Origin of the sequence: Pseudomonas taetrolens, assembly GCF_900475285.1 — a bacterium.
Lineage (GTDB): Bacteria > Pseudomonadota > Gammaproteobacteria > Pseudomonadales > Pseudomonadaceae > Aquipseudomonas > Aquipseudomonas taetrolens.
The window spans coordinates 3,913,729-3,936,005 of record NZ_LS483370.1; the positions used below are offsets into that span (position 1 = coordinate 3,913,729).

24 protein-coding genes, 1 tRNA gene and 1 pseudogene are annotated in these 22,277 nt (G+C 56.4%); 20 read left to right on the top strand and 6 right to left on the bottom strand.

Annotated elements, in window-relative coordinates:
• Positions 1-48: 48 nt before the first annotated feature.
• Genes murI through hemA form a run of 5 tightly spaced genes read right to left on the bottom strand, consistent with a single transcriptional unit; the run spans position 49 to position 4,781 of the window.
• Positions 49-840 (bottom strand): glutamate racemase, encoded by a 792-nt coding sequence (murI, locus tag DQN55_RS18185; protein WP_048378531.1) that lies wholly within the window; start codon positions 838-840, stop codon positions 49-51.
• Complete coding sequence (locus DQN55_RS18190; protein ID WP_048378530.1) at positions 833-1,588, bottom strand: molybdopterin-synthase adenylyltransferase MoeB; 756 nt, start codon at positions 1,586-1,588, stop codon at positions 833-835. Before DQN55_RS18190 ends, murI begins: the two co-directional genes overlap by 8 nt.
• Positions 1,582-2,412: a peptide chain release factor N(5)-glutamine methyltransferase gene (gene prmC / locus DQN55_RS18195; RefSeq protein ID WP_048378529.1), complete on the bottom strand. Its 831-nt coding sequence runs from the start codon at positions 2,410-2,412 to the stop codon at positions 1,582-1,584. The genes DQN55_RS18190 and prmC overlap by 7 nt, the downstream gene beginning before the upstream one ends.
• Positions 2,413-3,495 (bottom strand): peptide chain release factor 1, encoded by a 1,083-nt coding sequence (gene prfA / locus DQN55_RS18200; RefSeq protein WP_048378528.1) that lies wholly within the window; start codon positions 3,493-3,495, stop codon positions 2,413-2,415.
• Positions 3,496-3,497: 2 nt separating this feature from the next.
• Positions 3,498-4,781 (bottom strand): glutamyl-tRNA reductase, encoded by a 1,284-nt coding sequence (gene hemA / locus DQN55_RS18205; RefSeq protein ID WP_048378527.1) that lies wholly within the window; start codon positions 4,779-4,781, stop codon positions 3,498-3,500.
• A gap of 213 nt (positions 4,782-4,994) precedes the next feature.
• On the opposite strand from hemA, the gene DQN55_RS18210 reads away from it, so the two are divergent.
• The 20 genes and pseudogenes from DQN55_RS18210 to DQN55_RS18305 all read left to right on the top strand — a co-directional run bounded on the left by DQN55_RS18210 (position 4,995) and on the right by DQN55_RS18305 (position 21,019).
• Entirely contained in the window at positions 4,995-6,719 is a 1,725-nt protein-coding gene (locus tag DQN55_RS18210) for a tetratricopeptide repeat protein (RefSeq protein ID WP_048378526.1), read from the top strand.
• A gap of 3 nt (positions 6,720-6,722) precedes the next feature.
• Positions 6,723-7,349 carry a lipoprotein insertase outer membrane protein LolB gene (gene lolB, locus DQN55_RS18215; RefSeq protein WP_048379540.1) on the top strand — a complete coding sequence of 209 codons (627 nt, stop codon included), beginning with the start codon at positions 6,723-6,725 and terminating at the stop codon, positions 7,347-7,349.
• A 1-nt stretch (position 7,350) separates the two neighbouring features.
• Entirely contained in the window at positions 7,351-8,238 is an 888-nt protein-coding gene (gene ispE, locus DQN55_RS18220) for a 4-(cytidine 5'-diphospho)-2-C-methyl-D-erythritol kinase (RefSeq protein WP_048378525.1), read from the top strand.
• 10 nt (positions 8,239-8,248) lie between these two features.
• A tRNA-Gln gene (locus DQN55_RS18225) sits at positions 8,249-8,323 on the top strand.
• A 45-nt stretch (positions 8,324-8,368) separates the two neighbouring features.
• Positions 8,369-9,310, top strand: a complete 942-nt coding sequence (locus DQN55_RS18230; RefSeq protein ID WP_019825119.1) for a ribose-phosphate pyrophosphokinase — start codon at positions 8,369-8,371, stop codon at positions 9,308-9,310.
• A gap of 140 nt (positions 9,311-9,450) precedes the next feature.
• Entirely contained in the window at positions 9,451-10,047 is a 597-nt protein-coding gene (locus DQN55_RS18235) for a 50S ribosomal protein L25/general stress protein Ctc (RefSeq protein ID WP_048378524.1), read from the top strand.
• A 169-nt stretch (positions 10,048-10,216) separates the two neighbouring features.
• Positions 10,217-10,801: an aminoacyl-tRNA hydrolase gene (pth, locus tag DQN55_RS18240; protein WP_048378523.1), complete on the top strand. Its 585-nt coding sequence runs from the start codon at positions 10,217-10,219 to the stop codon at positions 10,799-10,801.
• A 23-nt stretch (positions 10,802-10,824) separates the two neighbouring features.
• Positions 10,825-11,925 carry a redox-regulated ATPase YchF gene (ychF, locus tag DQN55_RS18245; RefSeq protein WP_048378522.1) on the top strand — a complete coding sequence of 367 codons (1,101 nt, stop codon included), beginning with the start codon at positions 10,825-10,827 and terminating at the stop codon, positions 11,923-11,925.
• A 216-nt stretch (positions 11,926-12,141) separates the two neighbouring features.
• Positions 12,142-13,212 (top strand): FUSC family protein, encoded by a 1,071-nt coding sequence (locus DQN55_RS18250; protein ID WP_048378521.1) that lies wholly within the window; start codon positions 12,142-12,144, stop codon positions 13,210-13,212.
• A gap of 526 nt (positions 13,213-13,738) precedes the next feature.
• A pseudogene (locus DQN55_RS18255) lies at positions 13,739-14,656 on the top strand (sigma 54-interacting transcriptional regulator).
• Positions 14,657-14,753: 97 nt separating this feature from the next.
• Positions 14,754-14,942: a hypothetical protein gene (locus DQN55_RS18260; protein WP_048378520.1), complete on the top strand. Its 189-nt coding sequence runs from the start codon at positions 14,754-14,756 to the stop codon at positions 14,940-14,942.
• 24 nt (positions 14,943-14,966) lie between these two features.
• Positions 14,967-15,227: a type III secretion system major pilin HrpA gene (locus DQN55_RS18265; RefSeq protein ID WP_082150722.1), complete on the top strand. Its 261-nt coding sequence runs from the start codon at positions 14,967-14,969 to the stop codon at positions 15,225-15,227.
• Positions 15,228-15,343: 116 nt separating this feature from the next.
• Positions 15,344-15,712, top strand: a complete 369-nt coding sequence (sctI, locus tag DQN55_RS18270; protein ID WP_048378518.1) for a type III secretion system inner rod subunit SctI — start codon at positions 15,344-15,346, stop codon at positions 15,710-15,712.
• 8 nt (positions 15,713-15,720) lie between these two features.
• Positions 15,721-16,509: a type III secretion system inner membrane ring lipoprotein SctJ gene (sctJ, locus tag DQN55_RS18275; RefSeq protein WP_048378517.1), complete on the top strand. Its 789-nt coding sequence runs from the start codon at positions 15,721-15,723 to the stop codon at positions 16,507-16,509.
• Positions 16,506-17,102, top strand: coding sequence for a hypothetical protein (locus DQN55_RS18280; protein WP_048378516.1), 597 nt, complete (start codon positions 16,506-16,508; stop codon positions 17,100-17,102). The genes sctJ and DQN55_RS18280 overlap by 4 nt, the downstream gene beginning before the upstream one ends.
• Complete coding sequence (gene sctL, locus DQN55_RS18285; protein ID WP_048378515.1) at positions 17,080-17,691, top strand: type III secretion system stator protein SctL; 612 nt, start codon at positions 17,080-17,082, stop codon at positions 17,689-17,691. The genes DQN55_RS18280 and sctL overlap by 23 nt, the downstream gene beginning before the upstream one ends.
• Before the next feature lie 25 nt (positions 17,692-17,716).
• On the top strand, positions 17,717-17,935 hold the full coding sequence (locus DQN55_RS18290) for a type III secretion protein HrpF (RefSeq protein ID WP_048378514.1): 219 nt from the start codon (positions 17,717-17,719) through the stop codon (positions 17,933-17,935).
• A gap of 400 nt (positions 17,936-18,335) precedes the next feature.
• Positions 18,336-20,378 (top strand): type III secretion system outer membrane ring subunit SctC, encoded by a 2,043-nt coding sequence (gene sctC / locus DQN55_RS18295; protein WP_048378513.1) that lies wholly within the window; start codon positions 18,336-18,338, stop codon positions 20,376-20,378.
• Positions 20,375-20,581 carry an HrpT family type III secretion system protein gene (gene hrpT / locus DQN55_RS18300; RefSeq protein ID WP_048378512.1) on the top strand — a complete coding sequence of 69 codons (207 nt, stop codon included), beginning with the start codon at positions 20,375-20,377 and terminating at the stop codon, positions 20,579-20,581. The genes sctC and hrpT overlap by 4 nt, the downstream gene beginning before the upstream one ends.
• A gap of 39 nt (positions 20,582-20,620) precedes the next feature.
• Positions 20,621-21,019: a type III secretion system chaperone gene (locus DQN55_RS18305; RefSeq protein WP_048378511.1), complete on the top strand. Its 399-nt coding sequence runs from the start codon at positions 20,621-20,623 to the stop codon at positions 21,017-21,019.
• A 39-nt stretch (positions 21,020-21,058) separates the two neighbouring features.
• On the opposite strand, the gene DQN55_RS22500 is transcribed toward DQN55_RS18305, so the two are convergent.
• Complete coding sequence (locus DQN55_RS22500) at positions 21,059-22,261, bottom strand: AvrE-family type 3 secretion system effector (RefSeq protein WP_331851769.1); 1,203 nt, start codon at positions 22,259-22,261, stop codon at positions 21,059-21,061.
• Between the last annotated feature and the right edge of the window lie 16 nt (positions 22,262-22,277).

Consider the following 22,277-nt stretch of genomic DNA (forward strand, 5'->3'; position numbering starts at 1 on the left):
AATCTGAACACAGACGTAAAGTTCAATCCTGGTAAAGATCCTACACCGTTACCTATTGAAGCTTTGCACACTGCCAGATTTATTCCACAGAACAGGTAGGATTTTACACAGCCTTTCAGGGGCAGCACTGGTCCAGAATTGCGTCTCGCGGGCCGGCCCATCTGCCAGCAAACCACGCTCGCTCAGCAAACGCTGAAGCTGACGGGCCACCGCAGCCCCGGTATCGATCAGGCTGATCGCAGGCGGGAGCATCTGGCTGAGCAGAGGCTTGAGAAAGGGGTAATGGGTGCAGCCAAGAATGATGGTGTCGCAGCCAGCCGCCAGGAGAGGTTCGATGTAGCTGCGCAAGAGCGCTCGCAAGGCTTCACTGTGCAAGTCACCGGTTTCAATCAGCTCCACCAGGCCCGGACATGGTTGAGTGATAACCCGTACATCACTGGCAAATCGATCGAGCAAGGCTGCAAACTTGGCGCTCTGCAAGGTGCCGGTGGTTGCCAGCACACCGACCACGCCACTGCGTGTCGCCGCAGCTGCCGGTTTAACTGCGGGTTCCATCCCGACAATCGGCCAATCCGGGTAATGCTGACGCAGGTCCGCAACACCGGCTACGGTCGCGGTATTACAGGCCAGCACCAGGGCTTTAGCGCCCCGGGACCGGAGAAACTCGGCAATGACCGCACAACGCTGACGAATAAACTCAGGGCTTTTTTCACCGTAGGGAATATGCCCGCAGTCCGCCACATACAACAGGGATTCAGCAGGCAATAACTGGCGAATCTCCTTGAGCACCGACAGTCCGCCGACGCCCGAGTCAAATACACCAATCGGCGCTTCACTCATGACCAGAACCGCACACCCGGCATGCAGGGTCGCGCTTGACCCGCAACTCGCGAAAACGTGTGGTCATCGCATCCACCAACAAAAGTCGACCGACCAGCGGTTCACCAAAGCCGGCCAGGATCTTGAGGGCTTCGAGCGCTTGCAAGCTGCCGACCAACCCTACCAAGGGGCCAAGCACACCGGCTTCGCTGCAGGTCAGGTCTTCGTCGCTACCGCGCCCGTACAAGCAGTGGTAGCAAGGGCTTGTCGGCTGGCGCGAGTCGAATACCGACAACTGCCCTTCCAGACGGATGGCTGCGCCGCTGACCAGCGGTTTGCGAGCCGCGACACACGCCTTGTTCACCGCTTCGCGAGTGCCAAAGTTGTCACAGCAATCGAGCACCAGATCGACCGCCGCTACCGCATCGGCCAACGAATCGGTATCCAGTGCCGAGCGATGGGCGACCAGTTTGATTTCGGGGTTAATGGCCCCCAGACGGCGCAAGGCTGAATCAACCTTGCTCTCCCCCACACTGCCCGTGTCGTGAACAATTTGACGTTGCAGGTTGGTCAGGTCGACCGTGTCGAAATCCGCCACATGCAGCTCACCGACACCGGCAGCCGCGAGGTATAACGCCACTGGCGAGCCCAGCCCACCCAAACCGACAATCAGCACACGGCTGTTTTTCAACTTCAACTGACCGTCGACATCAACCTGCTGCAACAGAATTTGTCGGCTGTAGCGCAACAGTTCCTCGTCGGTCAGCATGGCAGGCGGCCCAATGTGATGCGCTCGTGGGCGCCCAGATCCTTGCGGCTCTCAACTGTGTCGAAGCCTGCGCCGAGCAACAGCGCACGCACCTCTGCCGCTTGATCGTAGCCATGCTCAAGCATCAGCCAACCCCCAGCATTGAGATGCTGCGGGGCGGCGGCGATGATGTGGCGAATGTCGTCGAGGCCATCGACACCTGCAACCAGCGCGCTTTCGGGCTCAAAACGCACATCGCCTTCAGCCAGATGAACATCTCCGGCGGCAATGTAGGGCGGATTGCTGATGATCAGATCATAACGGTGATCGGCCAACGCACTGAACCAGTGACTGGTCAGCACGGTGACATTCTCGAGCTGCAAACGCTGGCGATTGCGTTCTGCCAGGGCTACGGCTTCAAGCACACGGTCGACAGCCGTTACCTTCCAGGACGGCCGTTCACTGGCCAGCGCCAAAGCGATCGCCCCGCTGCCAGTGCCCAGGTCCAGCACGGCGGCAGGTGTGGCAGGTAGCAGGGCCAGCGCAGTTTCGACCAGCAACTCGGTATCAGGACGCGGAATCAACGTATGGGGCGCCACTTCCAGGTCCAGATTCCAGAACCCTTGTTGTCCCAAGATGTAGGCCACCGGCTCTCCGGCACGACGCCGCTGCAGGTACTGCGCAAAAGTCAGCGCCGCTTCGCTGCTGACAATTTTTTCAGGCCATGTGTGCAAATAACTGCGCGACTTGCCCAAGGCAGCTGCCAGTAGCAGCTCCGCATCCAGGCGGGCTGTCGGTGAATCAGGCAGGTCGGCGGCACGTAACAAACTGGCAATAATAGTCATTTACTCACCCAGGGCTGTCAGTTGATCAGCCTGAAACTCCGCCAGCAACGGCTCGATAACGGACTCGACACCGCCGGCAAGCACGTCATCCAGAGAATAGATCGTCAGGTTGATTCGATGGTCGGTAACTCGCCCTTGCGCAAAATTGTAGGTCCGGATGCGTTCGGAGCGGTCCCCGGAGCCCACCAGCGACTTGCGTTCACTGGCGATCGCATTGGCTGCGGCACTGGTTTGCTGGTCATTCAATTTAGCTGAAAGCCAGGACATCGCCCGCGCCCGGTTCTTGTGCTGGGAACGCTCTTCCTGACACTCGACCACGATGCCCGAAGGCAAGTGAGTAATACGGATCGCCGAGTCGGTCTTGTTGACGTGCTGCCCCCCGGCCCCCGAAGAACGGTAGGTATCGACCCGCAAATCAGCCGGGTTGATCTCGATCGCCTCTTGCTCATCCGGTTCAGGCAATACGGCCACGGTGCAGGCAGAGGTGTGAATCCGGCCTTGTGACTCAGTCGCCGGCACACGCTGTACACGGTGAACACCAGACTCAAACTTCAGCTTGCCGTAGACGTTCTCGCCTTCGACGCGAGCAATGACTTCTTTATAGCCACCATGCTCCCCGCCGTTTTCCGAAAGAATCTCCAGCTTCCAGCCACGACGTTCAGCGTAGCGCGAATACATGCGAAACAAATCGCCAGCAAAAATGGCGGCTTCATCACCGCCGGTGCCGGCGCGAATTTCAAGGAAGACGTTGCGCCCATCATTCGGATCCTTGGGCAAGAGCATGCGCTGCAGGTCTTTTTCCAGATCAATCAGCCGCTCTTTGGCTTCGCGGACTTCCTCAACGGCCATCTCGCGCATGTCAGGGTCGTTATCCTTGAGCAGCGCCTGAGCACCTTCAAGATCAGCCTGCACTTTAAGCCAGGCGCCATAACCGGCAACAATAGGCTCAACTTCCGCGTACTCCTTGGAATAGGCGCGGAATTTGGTTTGATCTGAAATAACTTCGCCATCGCCAAGCAGCGCGGTCAGTTCTTCAAAACGGTCCTGGAGGATGTCCAGCTTATTAAGCAGTGACGCTTTCATTACTATTTTTTATCCGCAGAGCTATCCGATGAGCCCTCACCGAGGGCAAAAAGTTCTTGGGCCATGGCCAGCGCATCGAGGCGGCCTTCGGCGGAAAGCTTTTTCAGTTGCACGCTGGGTGCGTGCAGCAATTTATTGGTCAGGCCACGTGCCAGCTGTACCAGCACATCCTGAGGGTTACTGCCGTTGTTCAGCATCCGCAGGGCCTTTTGCAGCTCGTCATCGCGTAACCGTTCGCTTTGTTGACGATAGGCCTTAAGCACATCGACAGCCGCCAACTCCCGCAAACGCACCATGAAGTCGTCTGCGCCAATGCTCACCAGTTCTTCAGCCGCTTGCGCAGCGCCCTGGCGGCTCTTGAGGTTTTCAGCAACGACCTCGTGCAAGTCATCGACGGTATAAAGGTAAACGTCGTCCAACTCGCCGACTTCTGGCTCGATATCCCGCGGAACAGCGATGTCGACCATGAAAATGGGTTTGTGCTTGCGCAGCTTTAATGCGCTTTCAACCGCGCCTTTACCGAGGATCGGTAACTGGCTGGCAGTGGAGCTGATCACGATATCGCTGTGAACCAGCTCTTGAGGAATGTCCGACAGTAATACCGCATGAGCCCCGAACTGTTCGGCCAGGCTGCTTGCGCGTTCCAGCGTACGGTTAGCGACAACGATGCGCTTGACCCCAAGCTCATGCAAATGACGGGCAACCAGGGTAATCGTCTCGCCGGCGCCAATCAGCAATGCCTGGCTTCGTTGCAAGTCACTGAAAATCTGTTTGGCCAGGCTCACCGCCGCAAACGCTACCGAAACCGGGTTTTCGCCAATGGCCGTGTCGGTGCGCACCTGTTTGGCCGAATTGAAGGTGGCTTGAAACAAGCGCCCCAGCAAAGGTCCAACGGTGCCGGCTTCACGCGCCACCGCATAGGCCGACTTCATCTGGCCAAGAATTTGCGGTTCGCCCAGCACCAGTGAATCCAGCCCGGAAGCCACGCGCATCATGTGACGAACGGCAGCATCATCCTCATGGATGTACGCGCAGGCACGCAGTTCATCGAGACTCAAACTGTGATAATCGGCCAGCCATTGCAGCACGCAGTCAGCCGAAAGCTGTTCCTGCTCGATATAAAGCTCGCTGCGATTGCAGGTAGACAGAATCGCAGCTTCGCGGCTGTCAGTCAGTCGGCAGAGCTGTTGCAAGGCTTCAACCAACTGTTCGGGAGTAAAAGCCACGCGCTCGCGGACGTCTACTGAAGCAGTCTTGTGGTTGATACCGAGTGCGAGGAAGGCCATTCAAGATCGCTGATGATGACGAGAAGCCGACAATTGTCCTACTTCGCTAGAGTGAGAACAACCATTGCTGACTATTGTCTCTATAGTTAATGTCTGTCGAACCCCTCTTATCCAATCTCATCAGACTCGAATATCGATGGTCGCACCTGCTAGGGTCTGCGCCACCGCATGTGTCATGATGCTCCGACCGCAGGTAAGTCGCCCTTCTCCTATATGAATAAATCCTCCGCGTTGCTCCTCGTCCTTGCGCTCCTCAGTGGTTGCCAAGCCTTGCCTCCCACGTCTGCGGATGACTCGTCACCGGTCGAAGAGGTCACTCCAGCACCGGAAAAGCCAACGGTCTATGGCTCGTTCAGCGAAGAAACGCTGTTCAGCCTGCTGAGTGCCGAGCTGGCCGGCCAACGTAATCGCCTGGACATTGCTCTGGACAATTACGTGACCCAGGCGATCAACACCCAGGATCCGGGTATCGCCGAACGAGCCCTGCGTATTGCCGAGTACCTGGGCGCCGACCAGGCGGCACTGGATACTTCGCTGATCTGGGCCAAAAACGCGCCGAGTGATCTTGAAGCCCAGCGCGCCGCGGCAATCCAGTTGGCACGCAATGGTCGCTACGACGAATCCATGACCTATATGGAAAAAGTCCTGCAAGCCAAAGGCGATACCCACTTCGACTTCCTCGCCCTGTCGGCATCCGAAACAGATGCCGAAGCCCGAGCCGGACTGCAACAAAGCTTTGACCGCCTGCTGGCGAAAAACCCGGACAACGGCCAACTGATCTTCGGCAAGGCCTTGCTGATGCAGCAGGACGGTGACGCCGAAGGCGCATTGAAACTACTGGAGAAAAACCCGCCACAAGATGGCGAGGTGGCGCCTGTACTCCTGCGGGCCCGACTGCTGCAAACGCTCAATCGGGGCGACGAGGCCCTGCCTTTGCTGCAAAAGAGCATTCGCCAATATCCCGATGACAAGCGCCTGGGGCTGACCTATGCCCGGACCCTGATCGAGCAAAATCGCATAGCCGATGCCAAAGTTCAGTTCGCCAGTTTGGTACAGCAATACCCTGAAGACGATGAACTGCGCTTCTCTCTGGCACTGGTCACGCTTGAAAGCAAGGACTGGGACGAGGCCGAAGGCTATCTGCAAGAGCTGATCGATCGCGACAGCCATGTTGACGCGGCCCACCTGAATCTCGGTCGTATTGCCGAAGAGCGAAATGATCCGCAAGGTGCATTGAACCAGTACGCACTGGTAGGCCCGGGTAATGACTACCTGCCCGCCCAATTGCGCCAGGCCGACATTCTGATCAGCCATGGTCGCAGCGCCGAAGCGTCAAAAAAACTGGCAGCCGCACGCGACGCTCAACCTGATTACGCTATTCAGTTGTATTTGATAGAAGCAGAAACACTCTCGGCAAATAACCAGACCGAGCCGGCTTGGAGCGTCCTGCAGCAAGCACTGAAGCTCTACCCTGACGAACTGAGCCTGCTCTATTCGCGGGCCATGCTCGCCGAGAAACGTAACGACCTCAAGCAAATGGAACAGGATTTGCGCGCCATCATCCAGCGCGAACCCGACAATGCCATGGCCTTGAACGCGCTGGGTTATACGCTTTCTGATCGCACGAACCGCTACGCCGAAGCAAAAGTGCTGATCCAGCAAGCCTATGAGCTAAACCCGGAAGACCCGGCCATTCTCGACAGTCTGGGCTGGGTGAATTTCCACCTTGGCAATCTGGATGAAGCCGAGCGCCTGCTGCGTCAGGCCCTGGAACGCTTCCCGGACCAGGAGGTCGCCGCGCACCTGGGCGAGGTCCTATGGGCCAAAGGCAACCAGCGTGAAGCCAAGAAAATCTGGGCCAGGTTTCTTAAAGAAAACCCCGACAGCCCTCTCCTGCGTAAAACCGTTTTGCGCCTGACCGGATCCGAGACTCTTTAAATGATGTTTTATCGTCACCTGCGACACCTTATTGTTATCAGCCTGATCGCCGTGCTCGCTGGCTGTGCTGGTTTTGGCGCCCGCGAATCGATTGAAGGCCACGGCAGTCAGGCACTGTGGTCAACCCACAAACAGCAATTGACCCAACTCGACGGCTGGCAAATCAACGGTAAAGTCGGGATTCGCGCCCCTAAAGACTCCGGCAGCGCCACGCTGTTCTGGTTGCAACGCCAGGATTATTACGATATTCGCCTGTCCGGCCCGCTGGGTCGGGGCGCTGCCCGACTGCTCGGTCGCCCGGGAAATGTCAGTCTCGAAGTCGCCAATCAGGGCCGTTACGAAGCCACTACGCCCGAAGAGTTGCTCGGCGAACAATTGGGCTGGAGCCTGCCAGTGTCACACTTGGTCTGGTGGGTACGCGGACTGCCTGCCCCCGGCAGCAAAAGCCGCGTGACATTGAATGCCGATAGCCGCCTGGCCAACCTGGAACAGGATGGCTGGAAAATTGAATATCTGAGCTACGTCGAACAAAACGGCTTCTGGCTGCCACAGCGGGTCAAGCTTCACGGCACCGACCTTGACGTCACACTGGTTGTAAAAGACTGGCAACCTCGCCTGCTGGGACAATGACATGCAACACACGCCGTCAAAAAATCCACTGACACTGCCCTCTCCGGCGAAACTGAACTTGATGCTGCACATCCTTGGCCGTCGAGAGGACGGCTATCATGAGCTGCAAACCCTGTTTCAATTTCTCGATTACGGCGATGAAATAACCTTTGCCGTGCGTGAAGACGGAGTCATTTGCCTGCATACCGAATTCCCCGGCGTTCCTCACGAGCAGAACCTGATCGTGAAAGCTGCCAGGCAACTTCAGCAACAATCGGGCTGCCCGCTTGGCATCGACATCCGGATCAAAAAAATCCTGCCCATGGGCGGCGGAATCGGTGGCGGCAGCTCGAATGCCGCCACCACACTGCTGGCACTCAACCATCTCTGGCAACTGAACTGGAGTGATGATCAGTTGGCGGCACTGGGCTTGCAACTGGGGGCCGACGTTCCCGTCTTCGTCCGTGGACACGCGGCTTTCGCCGAAGGCGTGGGCGAAATCCTGACACCGGCAGAGCCCGAAGAACCCTGGTATCTGGTCCTTGTACCGCAAGTATCTGTAAGTACTGCAGAAATATTTTCAGATCCGTTGTTGACACGTGACTCTTTGCCCATTAAAGTGCGCCCCGTTCCCAAGGGAAACAGCCGAAACGACTGCGAAGCAGTAGTTAAGGAGCGTTATCCAGAAGTACGTAACGCTTTGAATTTGTTAGGTAAATATACCGAAGCAAAGTTGACTGGAACTGGAAGTTGTATATTTGGGGCCTTCCCAAACGAAGCAGATGCTGATAAAGTGCTGCACCTTCTGACAGACACCCTTACAGGGTTTGTAGCAAAAGGAAGCAACGTCTCGATGTTGCATCGCAAGCTGCAAGAACTGTCAAAGGAAACGGGTACACGGTACTCGTAGCAATAGATACAGGGGCGTCGCCAAGCGGTAAGGCAGCAGGTTTTGATCCTGCCATGCGTTGGTTCGAATCCAGCCGCCCCTGCCATTTCTTATACTCATCCAGGTTACCCTCAGCCTTCAGGTACTGCGCGTGTCCAAGATGATGGTCTTTACGGGGAACGCTAACCCCGATCTGGCTCGGCGTGTCGTACGTCAGCTGCATATCCCACTCGGTGACATTTCTGTCGGCAAGTTTTCCGACGGCGAGATTACCGCTGAGATTAATGAAAATGTCCGCGGTAAAGACGTTTTCATCATTCAGCCGACTTGTGCTCCGACCAACGATAACCTGATGGAACTCGTCGTGATGGCTGATGCCTTCCGCCGCTCCTCAGCGACTCGTATTACTGCTGTTATTCCCTACTTTGGTTATGCCCGTCAGGATCGCCGTCCGCGTTCCGCACGTGTGGCTATCAGCGCAAAAGTTGTTGCTGACATGCTTACCGTAGTCGGCATCGATCGTGTTCTCACGGTTGATTTGCATGCTGACCAGATCCAGGGCTTCTTCGATATTCCTGTAGATAACATCTATGGCTCCCCTGTATTGGTGGATGACATCGAAGATCAACGCTTTGAAAACCTTATGATCGTGTCCCCGGATATCGGTGGCGTCGTGCGTGCACGTGCCGTTGCCAAGTCCTTGGGCGTTGATCTGGGTATCATCGACAAGCGCCGCGAGAAAGCCAATCACTCGGAAGTGATGCATATCATCGGTGATGTCGAAGGGCGTACCTGTATCCTGGTTGATGACATGGTCGATACCGCCGGCACTCTGTGCCACGCGGCTAAAGCCTTGAAAGAGCATGGTGCTTCCAAAGTGTTCGCCTACTGCACACACCCTGTGCTGTCGGGTCGGGCAATTGAGAATATCGAAAATTCCATGCTGGATGAGCTGGTGGTGACTAACACCATTCCGCTGTCCGCTGCCGCACAAGCCTGTTCGCGTATCCGTCAACTGGATATCGCACCGGTTGTGGCTGAAGCGGTTCGCCGCATCAGCAACGAAGAATCGATCAGCGCGATGTTCCGATAAGGGCCCTGCCTTTATCTGACATCCCGATGACGAAAAGCGCCCCGCCCCAGCAGCCTGTTGGGGCGGGGCTTTTTTGCCCATACCGTCCATAGCGCTGGTCGCAAACGCTAGGCCGGATGTGGTTATTTTGGAGATACAACATGAACGATTTTACCCTGAATGCTGAAGTGCGTTCCGACCTGGGGAAAGGTGCGAGCCGCCGCCTGCGTCGTCTCGCAAGCCTGGTTCCAGCTGTAGTTTACGGTGGCGAGAAAGCCCCTGAATCCATCAGCCTGATGGCCAAAGAAGTAGCCAAACTGCTCGAAAACGAAGCTGCTTACAGCCACGTTATCGAACTGACCGTTGGCGGCACCAAGCAAAACGTAATCATCAAAGCTCTGCAGCGTCACCCGGCCAAAGGCCACGTGATGCACGCTGACTTCGTACGCGTTGTTGCTGGTCAAAAGCTGACTGCAATCGTTCCAGTTCACTTCATCGGTGAAGCTGCTCCGATCAAGAAAGGCGGCGAGATCTCGCACGTTGTTGCAGAAATCGAAGTTTCCTGCCTGCCAAAAGACCTGCCTGAATTCATCGAAGTTGACCTGGCTAACGCTGAAGTCGGCTCGATCATTCACCTGTCGGACATCACCGCTCCTAAAGGCGTTGAGTTCGTAGCTCTGGCACACGGTAACGACCTGGCTGTAGCCAACGTTCACGCTCCACGTGTTGCTCCAGAAGCAGAAGGCGCTGCAGAGTAATTCATTACTCTGCACGTCGGGGTTATGAGAAACATCGCGAGCTAACGCGCAGCGAGTAAAGCGGACAAGATCGCGAAGTTTACTCAACGGTAAACCCGCTTTTTCGTCAGTTTTCGCCGCTAAGCGTTAGTGGCGATGTTATCCACAACTCCATAGAAGGGCCCTTGTCGTGACCGCCATACAACTGATCGTTGGCCTGGGAAATCCAGGCACCGAATACGAACAGACCCGGCATAACGCAGGGGCCCTTTTTGTTGAGCGTCTCGCATCGGCAAACGGGGTCAACCTCGTCGCCGAGCGCAAATTCTTTGGCCTGACCGGGCGTTTCAGTCACCAGGGTCAGGATGTTCGTTTGCTGATTCCCACCACCTATATGAACCGAAGCGGCCAGGCCGTTGCGGCGCTTGCCGGTTTCTACCGGATTGCACCTGAAGCCATATTGGTGGCCCACGACGAACTCGATCTCCCTCCCGGTGTTGCCAAGCTCAAGCAAGGCGGCGGGCATGGAGGTCATAACGGGCTGCGCGACATCATCGCTCAGCTGGGGAACCAGAACACCTTTCACCGTCTGCGGCTTGGCATTGGCCACCCGGGCGTCGCCAGCATGGTATCCAACTTTGTTCTGGGTCGTGCGCCACGCGCCGAACAGGAAAAACTGGATGCCAGCATCGATTTTGCCCTCGGCGTGCTGCCGGATATCCTCGCCGGGGAATGGAACCGTGCGATGAAAAACCTGCACAGCCAGAAGGCCTGACTCTTTATCCGAGGGGAAACACCATGGGATTCAATTGCGGCATCGTCGGCCTGCCTAACGTCGGCAAGTCCACCCTGTTCAACGCCCTGACCAAATCCGGTATTGCGGCTGAGAACTTCCCCTTCTGCACGATCGAACCGAATACCGGTATCGTGCCGATGCCCGACCCACGCCTGGATGCACTGGCTGCCATCGTTAAGCCCGAACGCGTATTGCCAACCACCATGGAGTTCGTCGATATTGCCGGCCTGGTAGCAGGTGCATCGAAAGGCGAAGGTCTGGGCAACAAGTTTTTGGCCAACATCCGTGAGACCGATGCTATCGCTCACGTCGTTCGCTGCTTTGAAGATGAAAACGTGATTCACGTTTCCAACAGCGTCGACCCTAAGCGCGACATCGAGATCATCGACCTTGAGCTGATCTTCGCTGACCTCGACAGCTGCGAAAAGCAACTGCAGAAAGTGGCGCGCAACGCCAAGGGCGGCGACAAAGATGCAGTGGCTCAGAAAGCCCTGCTGGAGCAGCTGATTGCCCACTTCACTGAAGGCAAGCCGGCTCGCAGCCTGATCAAGAGCATGTCCGCTGATGAGAAAGCCATTGTTCGTGGCTTCCACCTGCTGACCACCAAGCCTGTCATGTACATCGCCAACGTGGCTGAAGACGGCTTCGAGAACAACCCGTTCCTCGACGTGGTCATGGCCATTGCCGAAGAAGAAGGCGCAATGGTCGTTCCGGTCTGCAACAAGATCGAGGCTGAAATTGCCGAACTGGAAGAAGGCGAAGAGAAGGACATGTTCCTTGAGGCCCTGGGCCTTGAAGAACCAGGCCTGAACCGCGTGATCCGCGCCGGCTACCAAATGCTCAACCTGCAGACCTACTTCACTGCAGGCGTAAAAGAAGTCCGCGCATGGACAGTCAAAGTCGGTGCTACTGCACCTCAGGCTGCTGCCGTGATTCACACTGACTTCGAAAAAGGCTTCATCCGGGCCGAAGTCATCGCCTACGACGACTTCATCCAGTACAACGGTGAAGCGGGCGCTAAAACTGCCGGTAAATGGCGTCTGGAAGGCAAGGAATACATCGTTAAAGACGGCGATGTCCTGCACTTCCGCTTCAACGTGTAAGACACCACACGTATAAAAACCGCGCCCAGGCGCGGTTTTTTTTTGCCTGCCATCAATACCATCCTGAAGCACCCGCCCGGTGAATCCGGAGCCAGAGCCTTCCATATAATCACCGACAAAAACAATTAGTGGGTCCACCAAAAAGCTAAACGCTCACCCGGACAAACGGTCTATGGTAAGTATCAATGCCATCAGGCTGACTGACCGGGAGTTTCAATGCTCAGCAAGCTGTTCATCAATCGCTTCACCTTGCCACTGATTGAGCGACTGTCCTTTCGTTGGTCCACTGCATGGCGTGACGCCTTGGCCTCAGCCATCGCTGCCACATTGGCCTGGGTGCTCGCCAAGTATCTTTTTGGTCACCCACACCCTGTATTTGCTGCGATCAGCGCCGTGGTGTGCCTCGCCCCTGGCCTGCCAAGTCATGGCAAGCAGGCCATTGGCCTGATGCTGGGCGTGGCCACCGGGATCATCGTGGGTGAAGCCGCCTTGTGGCTCCCGGATGCCTATCCCCTGTTGCGCATTGGCTTTGCCACATTCTTTGCAATCTCTATCGCCGCGCTCTATGGCCTGGCGCCCGTGGTACCGATCCAGGCCGGTGTTTCAGCAGTGCTGATGCTGGCTGTAGGACCTGAAAGCGCCGGTGTGGTGCGAATGCTCGATGTGGTGGTGGGCGCGTCAGTCGGGTTAGTGTTCAGCCAGGTACTGCTGACCCCCAATCCCATTGGCATTATTGATAGCTCTGCCAAAGACCTGCTGGAAAAGCTCGCCAGCGGGTTTGGCAAAAGCCTGCAGGCGCTGGAAGAACAAAATGCCCCCAAGGCACAAAATGCGGTGCAAGTGTTCTCGCGGGCTCACGACAGCCTGATTGCCCTGGAAAACGGTATCAGCATGGCACGCAACACTGCGCGCTGGACCTTGCGCGGACGCTTCGTATCACGTGAGGTCAAAGACATTGCCAGTCGTTACGAGCGCCACGCCGTACGCTTGTATGCCAGCTCCCTGCTGTTCGGTGAGGCATTCGCCGATGCCTTGCGCAAGGAAGAAGGACCAGCACCCGCCTCATTGCACCAGCGTTTGGCGAACGTAGCTTCAGGTTGCGCGTCTATTGCCAAGGAGAGCGAAAAACCAGTCCTTATTACGGTATCCAGCAACGAACTGGCAGACGCCGTCTCGGCGCCTTGGCAACTCTGCCTGCAACATTTGAGTACCGTTGAAAACACCCTTCTGACCTTTGGTTTCATCACAGAAAACGAAGCAAAGAAAATGGCTACCACCGTCAAATGATGTCATGCGCAGGACAAGGGTGCCCTCACCATAATCCTGCGCATGTGCCCCCCTCATCGCATAAGCCTTGGTGAGCGGCCCTGAATGGATGCCGGCCATCGACTGCTGGTACCCCCCCCGGAGCACTTTGTAAAAAATAATGTGCTCTTCCGGTGACGTGAAGACGTATCAAAAACAAAAAAGTCTTTGTCATAGGGGCATACACCTGCACTTTACTCAAAACCACTTAAGACTTAAGACCGTACCTACATCAAAAAAAGATAGCCCCCGACATTTGAAATAAATCCGCCACAGACATAAATATATAAACATCTAAAATCCTAGCCAACCCGCCCAGCACAAAGTTACCCCCCATGACAAACACTGTAACTTCCTGTCTACTTAAGCCGTCCACACCGTCGTCCCCGAAATAATACGCTGCCTTTGGCGGCGTCCCATAGAGAGTACCTCTATGCCTCTCTCATCTCTGAAGTCATGTGTGGCGCATATAACCATTTAGAGAGAACACAATGTTGGAGCAAGAACAATGGCGTCTTCCCGTCAACATGATGGCACTTACGAACCCTATCAATTTGAAGACCCAGAGCTCGATACAGCCGTCAAGAGCACAGCAAGACTAAAAGTCGATATGTTGCTACACGGCGAGACGGGTACAGGCAAGGATACACTGGCAGAAAAAGTCCATTTATTGTCAGGCCGCCCCGGTCATTACATTGCCATAAACTGCGCAGCCATCCCTGAAAGCCTGGCGGAAAGCCAACTGTTTGGTGTCACCCACGGGGCATTTACCGGTGCGGTGCAAACCCGGGCAGGCTTCATTGAGGCTTCTCACAGGGGCACCCTGTATCTCGACGAGATCGACAGCATGCCCTTGACCCTGCAAGCCAAGCTGTTGCGGGTACTGGAGACACGGGGGGTAGAACGCCTTGGATCGACCCGGTTCATCCCCGTAGACATGCGGGTCATCGCGTCCGCTCAATCTTCGCTCCCGGAAATGGTGGCCTAGGGCAAGTTCAGGCGCGACCTCTACTTTCGGCTGAATGTGGTCAGCCTGCACCTGCCACCCTTGCGCGAGCGGCGTGAGCAGATCATTCCCCTGTTCATGAGTCTCGTTCAACGAGAGGCCCATTATTTCAACTCGTCGCCCCCTCTTCCAAGTACCGCCTTACTTCAACAACTTATTTGCCATGATTGGCCAGGCAATATCCGGGAGTTACGTGCTGTTGCAAAACGACTGGTATTGGGATTGACGCCTATTTCGGCATATACCGCCACAGGGGAAGAGCAGGAGGTCAAATTAAAAACGCGCTTACAACAAATAGAAAAACTGCTTATCGAAGACTCTTTACGGCGAAACCTTCACAGTATAGAAGCGGTGGTACTTGAGCTCGGCATTGCTAGGCGAACGCTCTACCACCGAATGAAACAATTGGAAATTTCATAACACATACCTGCTGGAACTGACTGATCAAGGTGTACCACACAGACACTGAACCGGCCGGTTAATCCAAGATTCTTTATTCTGCGTTGGAGGTATTTCCATGATTGGTGCACTTTCGTTATTGGCACCTATTGTCTTGCCAATAGTCAACACGGTTGTCGACACCCTTGGCAGTCTCGCAAAAGGCGCAATAAACAACGCCGTCGATACTGCCGCTTCACGTACCAAAGCCTCACTGGCTGAGTCCATGCCAATACAGCCCTATAAAAACAATCAGATCACGTACTGATGCCCCCCGAAAAACCGGAGATTCATGATGCTTCTAAATATCCTTAACAATATCTTGCCTATAAAGCCTCTCACTCCGCCGCCTAATAACAAGTCCGAACAGGCGAGCTTGAAGGCGCTTAAAGAACAGGACGAGCTGGCGGCCAGAATGACCGAGATGCAGTCCAAAGCCGCTCAAAGCAAAATGCGCACCGATACGAACAACGCCATTCTGTCCGGCTTCGTTGACTCTGCAAACAAAGCCTCCAACACCGTTAGCAGTTCTGCCAAAGAAATACGCTACTGACCGCTGGACAGTGCCCCACCCTGGCGGTGGGGCCTTCAGCCGAAGACCGGGCTAACGACTTTGTCCCTGTCTACGTTTCAACGCGCCGCTCTGACCGCCGTTGCTTGAGGTGTTATATGAACGTCAATCTCCATCCCCGACTGCCCGTGACTCCGTCCATGACGTCTTCGTCGCCAGGCCAAGGCCCGGAGACCACCGACATCAACTGGTTCAACGCCTCCCTGGGCATGCCCGGGCCTGAAACAGGCTTGCCTCTGTACCCAGGGCACTCTGTCTCCCCTTCACTGAGCCAGCGTTCCGAGTTTCTGCAGGAACTGTCGAATCTGGCCGCCAGGCGCCTGCAAGACGTGAGCAAGAGTACCGACCCGATGGACATGATCAAATCGACCCGCGCGATGTCGGCATTTCATCTCGAAACAGTCCTGACCGCCAAGATCGTCAGCAAAACGTCGCAAGCAATCGAAAAACTGACCACTCTTTCTTAGGTAGCCGCATGCTGCAGGGCCTGTTCAGATGCGTGCTTTGCCTGTGCCTATTGTTCATCACAGGTTGCGGCGAGCGCATAGAGCTTCACCGTCAACTCTCCGAACCACAAGCGAATGAAGTCATGGCGGCACTTGCCGACACACAGATCCCGGCACAAAAAATCCCCACCAAGAACGGTGTCTCAATACACGTCAATGCGCAGGATATCAGCCGGGCCGTGCATGCACTGACAGCCGCCGGACTGCCCAGAACACCCCGCTCATCCCTGGGCGATATCTTTCGCAAGGAAGGACTCATTTCCACTCCGCTGGAGGAGCGCGCTCGTTATATCTATGCGCTCTCACAAGAGCTCGAAGCCACGCTGTCCAAAATTGACGGTGTCATCATTGCCCGGGTGCACGTAGTACTGCCTGAACGAGTCGCACCGGGAGAGCCGGTACAACCGGCATCGGCCTCGGTGTTCATCAAGCATGACGCACGGCTTGACCCTGACAGTGTCCAGCCTCGCGTGCGGCGTATGGTTGCCGGCAGCCTTCCGGGCATGGTTTCTGCTCTGGATGATCCGCAAAAAATCACCACGGTGTTCGTCACCTCCACCGCTTACAAAGACGCCCGGCAACTGGCTTACTTCGGCCCGTTCCTGGTGCCCGTGCAGAACCTCGACGCATGGAAAAAAACCTTTATCGGCAGTCTGCTGGGACTGCCGCTGATCCTGACCGGCCTGTTTTTCGGGCTGAAAAAGCTCATATCCCTGCGTGACAGGCGCGTGGCAAAAAACGGGCGTCATACGCCATGAGAGACGCCTTGAACTGGGCCCGGTGGTGGGCGGATGGCTGGCGCCATGCACATCCTGACTGGCTCTCCTGCGCGTTCCCCGGTTTGTCTGTCGAGCAGGCTCAAACCCTGTTGCTCCACCCTCACGTTGATCTGGGCAAGGCCTTCGCCATCCCCCCCTGCCTGCCCTGCAAGCCAAATCCTGTCGTACTTCATATCGCCCTTGCTCAGCCGGCTCAGCGGGATTTTATCCTGGCGCTGGTCAACCACACGTGCCGTCCCCTGCTCCCAAGCCGTTTGAATACCGAGCAACAACGTTGGTGCCTGCGGCTTGCCAAAGCGCTGCAACCCCACGCATGGCTGAGACAAACCGACGATGCATTGCAACTGTTGCAGGCCTGGGTTGAACCGCCAATATGGCAGCGCATACGGCTGGGCTTTGACTGCCCACGCGTGAAAGCGCTCGAGCAAAGCCCGCCCCTTTCACTCACCATTAGCCCGATCAAGCTACAGGCGCTTTGGCAGGCTGTCGTCTGGCGCGCCAACCTTCCCTCGCAGGACCTGACGACAGTTCACACAAAGGCTCAAGATCATGCTCTCTCGACGCAAGATTGAACTGCGACCGGGCGCTCCCGGATTGCCGCTCACCTTGATTACCCGGCAAGACCTCATCGATTGTGGGCAGGCCCATGAGGTACTGGCCCACGCCCGAGCCCGGGCAGACGAACTGCTCAGCACAACCCAAAAAATATCCGAGGCGCAGCTTGAGCAGGCCCGGTGCGAATTTTGGCAACAGGCAAACGCCCAATTGAGTCGCTGGCAAATGGAACATGCGTGCATCTGCGAAGCCTTGGAGTCGTGCGCTACATCGCTGGTCAATCAAGCCTTGCAGCTATTGCTCAATGACGTGCCGCCAGACGCACAGATTGCAGCCTTGCTTGCACAGTTGCTTCGCGCTCACTGCCCGCCTGTAAGCGCAACGCTGCGTTGCCATCCGCAAGCGGCTGCGGATGTCCAGAGATGGTTGAGCCGCCGGAACGACGCTCTCTGGCAACTGCAAAGTGATGAGCGTCTGGCCCCCCGGATGTTGGTACTGGTCACCGCCCAGGGCGACCTGCGCATTGACTGGCCCACGGCCCTTGAAGCCTTGCAGTTACCCGTCAGCACTCATGGAACCGTTCAGGCACTGCCCGCCACAGAGTAATCAACATTACTCTGGTGGAATAACTATGGCTTCGTTCGAGAGCATCCAGCGCCGAATTGACTACCGCTATGGCCTGGCCCAAAAAAACATGGATGAGATTACCCAAAATAATCAGGGCACCCTCGAGGACATGATCCATTTTCTTGATGCCTCTCGAAAAATGGCCAGTGCCAGCTTTTCGATCACCGAACAAACCAAATTCAAGCACAGCCTGACCAAAGCCATTATTGATGCCGTGCAATGAAGTGCGAGCCGTCATCCTGGACTGGACTGGCTTGGTACCGGTAAACGCTGCCTTGCCCTGCATCACAATGATCAAGCGATCTCCCGCCAACGTCCCAAGGGCGGTGTGATGCTGCGCGTACAGCTGATTCATCGGAGCCCCGAATACGCGTTGCTGGAGACATGGCTTCACGCGGGCGAGAACCGTCTTCCGCCCTGGCAAGGTGCGCTTGCCCAAGACCCGATGACCGGCCAGCTCTGGCTGGTTCAGTGGATGACCTGTGACCGCTGCGACAGGCTGTTCACGCACCTCGGTGCGCTGCTCAACCAGTGCAGTGCCTGGCGATCAATGCTCGCCGAACGTTGCTTGTCCGGCACTCACTTCACGCACGGCCCCCTGACAGATGCACAGAGACTTCTGCATGCCCATGACACGTTTCAAATTTTCCTGGCACATTATCGCGCTGCTACTTGCCCTGTTGCTGATACCGCAGGTCATGGCCGCCGCTCCCGAGGATTGGAAAAGAACTCCCTATGCCCATGAAGCCACACATCGCGCAGTAGGCGATTTTCTCCATGACTTCGCGCACACCGTCGGCCTCCAGCTGCAAATTGACGGGCTGCTGGAGGGGACGGTGAACGGCAAGATCCGCTCCGAAACACTTCTGGACTTGCTGGACAGATTGGCGCTGGAACACCGCTTCCAGTGGTTCGTCTACAGCAACACGCTATACATCAGCTCAATCAACGAACAAACGTCAGCACGACTTGAAGTCGCTGATGATGCCATTGCTGATTTGAAGCAGGCCCTGCTGAACATCGGTCTGCTGGACGAGCGCTTCGGCTGGGGCGAGCTGCCCGATATCGGCGTGGTACTGGTTTCGGGTCCAAAACGCTATATCGAGCACATTAAACAGTTCAGTCGCAAACGCCCCGAGCCCATCGACAAACAGAGCGTGTTGACGTTCCCGTTGCAGTTTGCCAACGCAGCCGATCGTCATATCGATTACCGCGGCACAACGCTGACGGTTCCCGGTATCGCCAACCTGTTGCGTGGCCTGCTCGCCCCTCCTTCATCAAAGTCGTCCGGTTCTGAGCCCGCCCCCCAATCCTTGAACAGCCCGCGTTCAAACAGTTTGCCCACCGCTCTGACAGATCTCAGCCCCGTGCTGGGTGCCTTCGCGCCCGCAGGCGGAAGCCGCATTCGGGTGGAAGCCGATGTACGCAATAACAGCGTGCTGATTTACGACTCACCGCAGCGTCATGCGCTGTATCAAACGCTAATAGCCAAGCTTGATGTGGCCCGTAACCTGGTAGAAATCGACGCGATCATTCTCGATATCGATCGCACTCAGCTCAAGGAGCTGGGCATGAAATGGGGATTGAACAGCAGCCGTTTCCAGGCAGATATCAACACCCTTACATCCGGCACGTCTTCGCGTCTTTTCATCAGAAACCTTGACCGGTTCACGGCTGACATCAGGGCACTGGAAGACCGCGGACTGGCGACAATGGTGTCCAATCCGTCAATCATGACGCTGGAGAATCAGCCCGCCGTCATCGATTTCAATCGCACGCAATATATTCAGGCCGTGGGCGATGGGGTTGCCAATATCCTGCCCGTAACGGCGGGCACCAGCCTTCAAGCCATACCACGCGTGATCACGACCAACGGTGCGAACCAGGTTCACTTGATCATCGACATCGAGGACGGCAATTTTGCCACTGCGGATAACGCGGGCACGCCGACCCCCGATGTCAGAAAAGGAAAAATCAGTACCCAGGCCGTTATTGCCGAGAAACAGTCGCTGGTGATTGGCGGTTTTCACGTAGCCGAAGACGTCAGCCGTCTTAACAAAGTACCGCTACTGGGCGATATTCCCTTCTTGGGCAAGCTGCTTTTTTCATCCTCAAACCGCGCTGAAAACCGTCGCGAGCGGTTGTTCATTTTGACCCCCCGGCTGGTGGGTGATCAGATCAATCCTTCCCGCTACCTGCCGCCAGTAGACCAGGCGTCTCTGGAACATGCGCTCATGCCGCTGGCGCGCCGCCATGCCCAGTCGCCCGTCATCAAACGCAACGATGTAGCCTCTGCCCTGGCTCACCTGGTGACTGGCCAGGTTCCCAAGCACTTCACGGCCGTGCCGATCCCCATCCCGACAGGCGCATTATGCAAAGTGCCGGACTCGCTGAGTGTTGATCCGGTGACCAGCCAATGGTACGAGGGCCAGCACTTCAGCGTGGCCGTGCTCGTCCTGCATAACCAAAGCAAAGACCGGGTTCGTATTGATGAAAGCGAGTGCAACAGTGAGCAAACCCTTGCCGTGAGTGTCTGGCCCAGGGCGTGGCTGGCACCAGGAGAAAAAGCCGAGGTTTTCATTGCTTCCCGCCCCCGCGAAAACCACGAGCCCGTGGGGGCTCCACGCCCGTCACTGCTTGGGCCTGCACGGAGTATCACCCCATGATCCGACTGACGTCTGCGGTCATGACTGCTGGTCTCGTCGTGCTTCTTCAAGGCTGTACAACACCCCATTGCCGCGGTGACTCATGTGCTCGCCCGCAATCCAGTGCCGAAGCACTGGTGATCTGGTGGCCGCCCCATATGCGCATCGAAACGGACACCCACGACAGCCCGCCTGACCACCAGGTTCTGTCACTGCAGCGCTAGCCCGCCGTTCGAATCTGACTATCCACCGAGACGGGGCACATGAATAACGACTCATCCGTATCACAGCAACTGTTCGCGGCCTTGGGCCAGCACCTTAAAACCGACTTGCAACCGGACAATGGCGTGTGCGCCCTGTTCAATAGCCAGAACCAGGAGATGTGTGTCATCGAGTTTTCACCCCACAACAGCCATGCACTCCTGCACTGCGCCATTGGGGGGGCGCTGCATGCCCCTGATCGATACCGCGAGTTACTCAAACTCAACTTTCAACCCGACAAACTGCTCGGTTGCTGGCTGGCGCTCGATGAGAATGATGAGCTGCGCTTATGCGCGCAATGCCCTGTGGCGTTTATGACGGAAGAGATTTTTTGCCAATGGGTGACAGGGTTTATTCAGCAGGTCAGTGATACCCGCTTGCTGCTGTGCAGGCCCGACTGAATACCTGACAGGCCGGAAGTCGCGAGTTTTATCAGCCCGTCAGAATTCCGGCCTGCGGTAGTCCCGCACTTTCTGGTCCCGCCATTCGGGATTCAGCTCCGCAGGTTCGGAGGCAGTTAATACACTGCTGTCAGTCATGGACAGGGGTACATCAGGGTCCGCCCCGTAGACAAAGGCCGTGTTCAGCATTTTGTGTGCATGACCGAGTGAGGCTGTGCTTGAGAAACTGAGCACGGGCAAGGGTAATCCCATGCTGTGGGTGCGGCTGGCCTTGTAATTCACACTCAGGGTTTTGATCCGCAGGTTATCTTTATTCTTCAATGCCCGCTCCACCTCATGCTGGGCATCCCGGGCGTCGGCAACGCGGGTTTCGATCATGCGCAGCACATCCGGCTTGACCTCCAGCCCGATACTCACCGAGAGCCCCTTGCTGCCAGCCAGGTCTTTGAGCATGAGCGCCAGCAGCGGCTGCGCCTTGAACAACCTGACAATAGCCGCTTTGTTCGCCGGTGCGGCATCGTCCATCCAGGCGTATTGCCCGTCACCCTTCAAGCCCACATAGGACACTGTACTTTCAATGGCCGTCAGCGCACGTCGGCCCTCTTGGGACAAGCGATGCTGCTGGAGCAGATCCTGCAATTGCTGCTTGAGTGCATGCTGCTCTTCGGTATGCCCCGCAGGCACCGGCAAGCTATCGAACAGGCGCTGAAGTCTGTTCAGTTGTTCGCCTATACCGTCCTCCATCTGCGGGAGAGCCCGTAAACCTTGTTTGAACGGAGTTGAGGATCGTGCCCATGTCTGAGTCAGCTCATTGATCGTCGCCTGTTCAATCACTGTCTGTTGTTTGAAGGTAAAGCTGAAAGCGTGCGTTATCGTCCGGTCAAAACTGACCGTGAACGAAATATCGGGAGCCGTCACCCCGCCAATGTAAGCACCGTTCGCTCCGACATCGCTGCCCGTCAGGGTATTGAACGGCGCAGCACCCAGAGTAATACCGCCCTTATTGAACAGTTGAAAGTCGCCGCCCTTGCTCCGAGTCATCTGGGTCAACCCTTGAGTCACAGCACGGCTGCTGTCCCAATGAGCCAGGTTGAGGTTCGCGCCCGCACCGGCAGCCATCCGCATGAGACTTTCCAGCCCCCCGGTACCTTCCAGAACCTTAAAGTGACCACGACCTTGCACGAGCACAGAGAGACCTGAGTCCACACTGGTTTTCGAACTGCTGCCCGACGTATGTTGCACCCCGAGATCCAGCAGG

Excerpts from the sequence above, each read along its gene's own strand:
- DQN55_RS18290 (WP_048378514.1), top strand. The coding sequence starts at position 17,717 with ATGGCTTCGTTCGAGAGCATCCAGCGCCGAATTGACTACCGCTATGGC.
- sctL (WP_048378515.1), top strand. The coding sequence starts at position 17,080 with ATGCTCTCTCGACGCAAGATTGAACTGCGACCGGGCGCTCCCGGATTG.
- DQN55_RS18280 (WP_048378516.1), top strand. The coding sequence starts at position 16,506 with ATGAGAGACGCCTTGAACTGGGCCCGGTGGTGGGCGGATGGCTGGCGC.
- sctC (WP_048378513.1), top strand. The coding sequence starts at position 18,336 with ATGCCCATGACACGTTTCAAATTTTCCTGGCACATTATCGCGCTGCTA.
- DQN55_RS18235 (WP_048378524.1), top strand. The coding sequence starts at position 9,451 with ATGAACGATTTTACCCTGAATGCTGAAGTGCGTTCCGACCTGGGGAAA.
- prfA (WP_048378528.1), bottom strand. The coding sequence starts at position 3,495 with ATGAAAGCGTCACTGCTTAATAAGCTGGACATCCTCCAGGACCGTTTT.
- DQN55_RS18250 (WP_048378521.1), top strand. The coding sequence starts at position 12,142 with ATGCTCAGCAAGCTGTTCATCAATCGCTTCACCTTGCCACTGATTGAG.
- DQN55_RS18210 (WP_048378526.1), top strand. The coding sequence starts at position 4,995 with ATGAATAAATCCTCCGCGTTGCTCCTCGTCCTTGCGCTCCTCAGTGGT.
- prmC (WP_048378529.1), bottom strand. The coding sequence starts at position 2,412 with ATGACTATTATTGCCAGTTTGTTACGTGCCGCCGACCTGCCTGATTCA.
- sctI (WP_048378518.1), top strand. The coding sequence starts at position 15,344 with ATGAACGTCAATCTCCATCCCCGACTGCCCGTGACTCCGTCCATGACG.
- DQN55_RS18305 (WP_048378511.1), top strand. The coding sequence starts at position 20,621 with ATGAATAACGACTCATCCGTATCACAGCAACTGTTCGCGGCCTTGGGC.
- sctJ (WP_048378517.1), top strand. The coding sequence starts at position 15,721 with ATGCTGCAGGGCCTGTTCAGATGCGTGCTTTGCCTGTGCCTATTGTTC.
- lolB (WP_048379540.1), top strand. The coding sequence starts at position 6,723 with ATGTTTTATCGTCACCTGCGACACCTTATTGTTATCAGCCTGATCGCC.
- DQN55_RS18265 (WP_082150722.1), top strand. The coding sequence starts at position 14,967 with ATGATGCTTCTAAATATCCTTAACAATATCTTGCCTATAAAGCCTCTC.
- ispE (WP_048378525.1), top strand. The coding sequence starts at position 7,351 with ATGCAACACACGCCGTCAAAAAATCCACTGACACTGCCCTCTCCGGCG.
- hrpT (WP_048378512.1), top strand. The coding sequence starts at position 20,375 with ATGATCCGACTGACGTCTGCGGTCATGACTGCTGGTCTCGTCGTGCTT.
- murI (WP_048378531.1), bottom strand. The coding sequence starts at position 840 with ATGAGTGAAGCGCCGATTGGTGTATTTGACTCGGGCGTCGGCGGACTG.
- ychF (WP_048378522.1), top strand. The coding sequence starts at position 10,825 with ATGGGATTCAATTGCGGCATCGTCGGCCTGCCTAACGTCGGCAAGTCC.
- hemA (WP_048378527.1), bottom strand. The coding sequence starts at position 4,781 with ATGGCCTTCCTCGCACTCGGTATCAACCACAAGACTGCTTCAGTAGAC.
- DQN55_RS18260 (WP_048378520.1), top strand. The coding sequence starts at position 14,754 with ATGATTGGTGCACTTTCGTTATTGGCACCTATTGTCTTGCCAATAGTC.
- DQN55_RS18190 (WP_048378530.1), bottom strand. The coding sequence starts at position 1,588 with ATGCTGACCGACGAGGAACTGTTGCGCTACAGCCGACAAATTCTGTTG.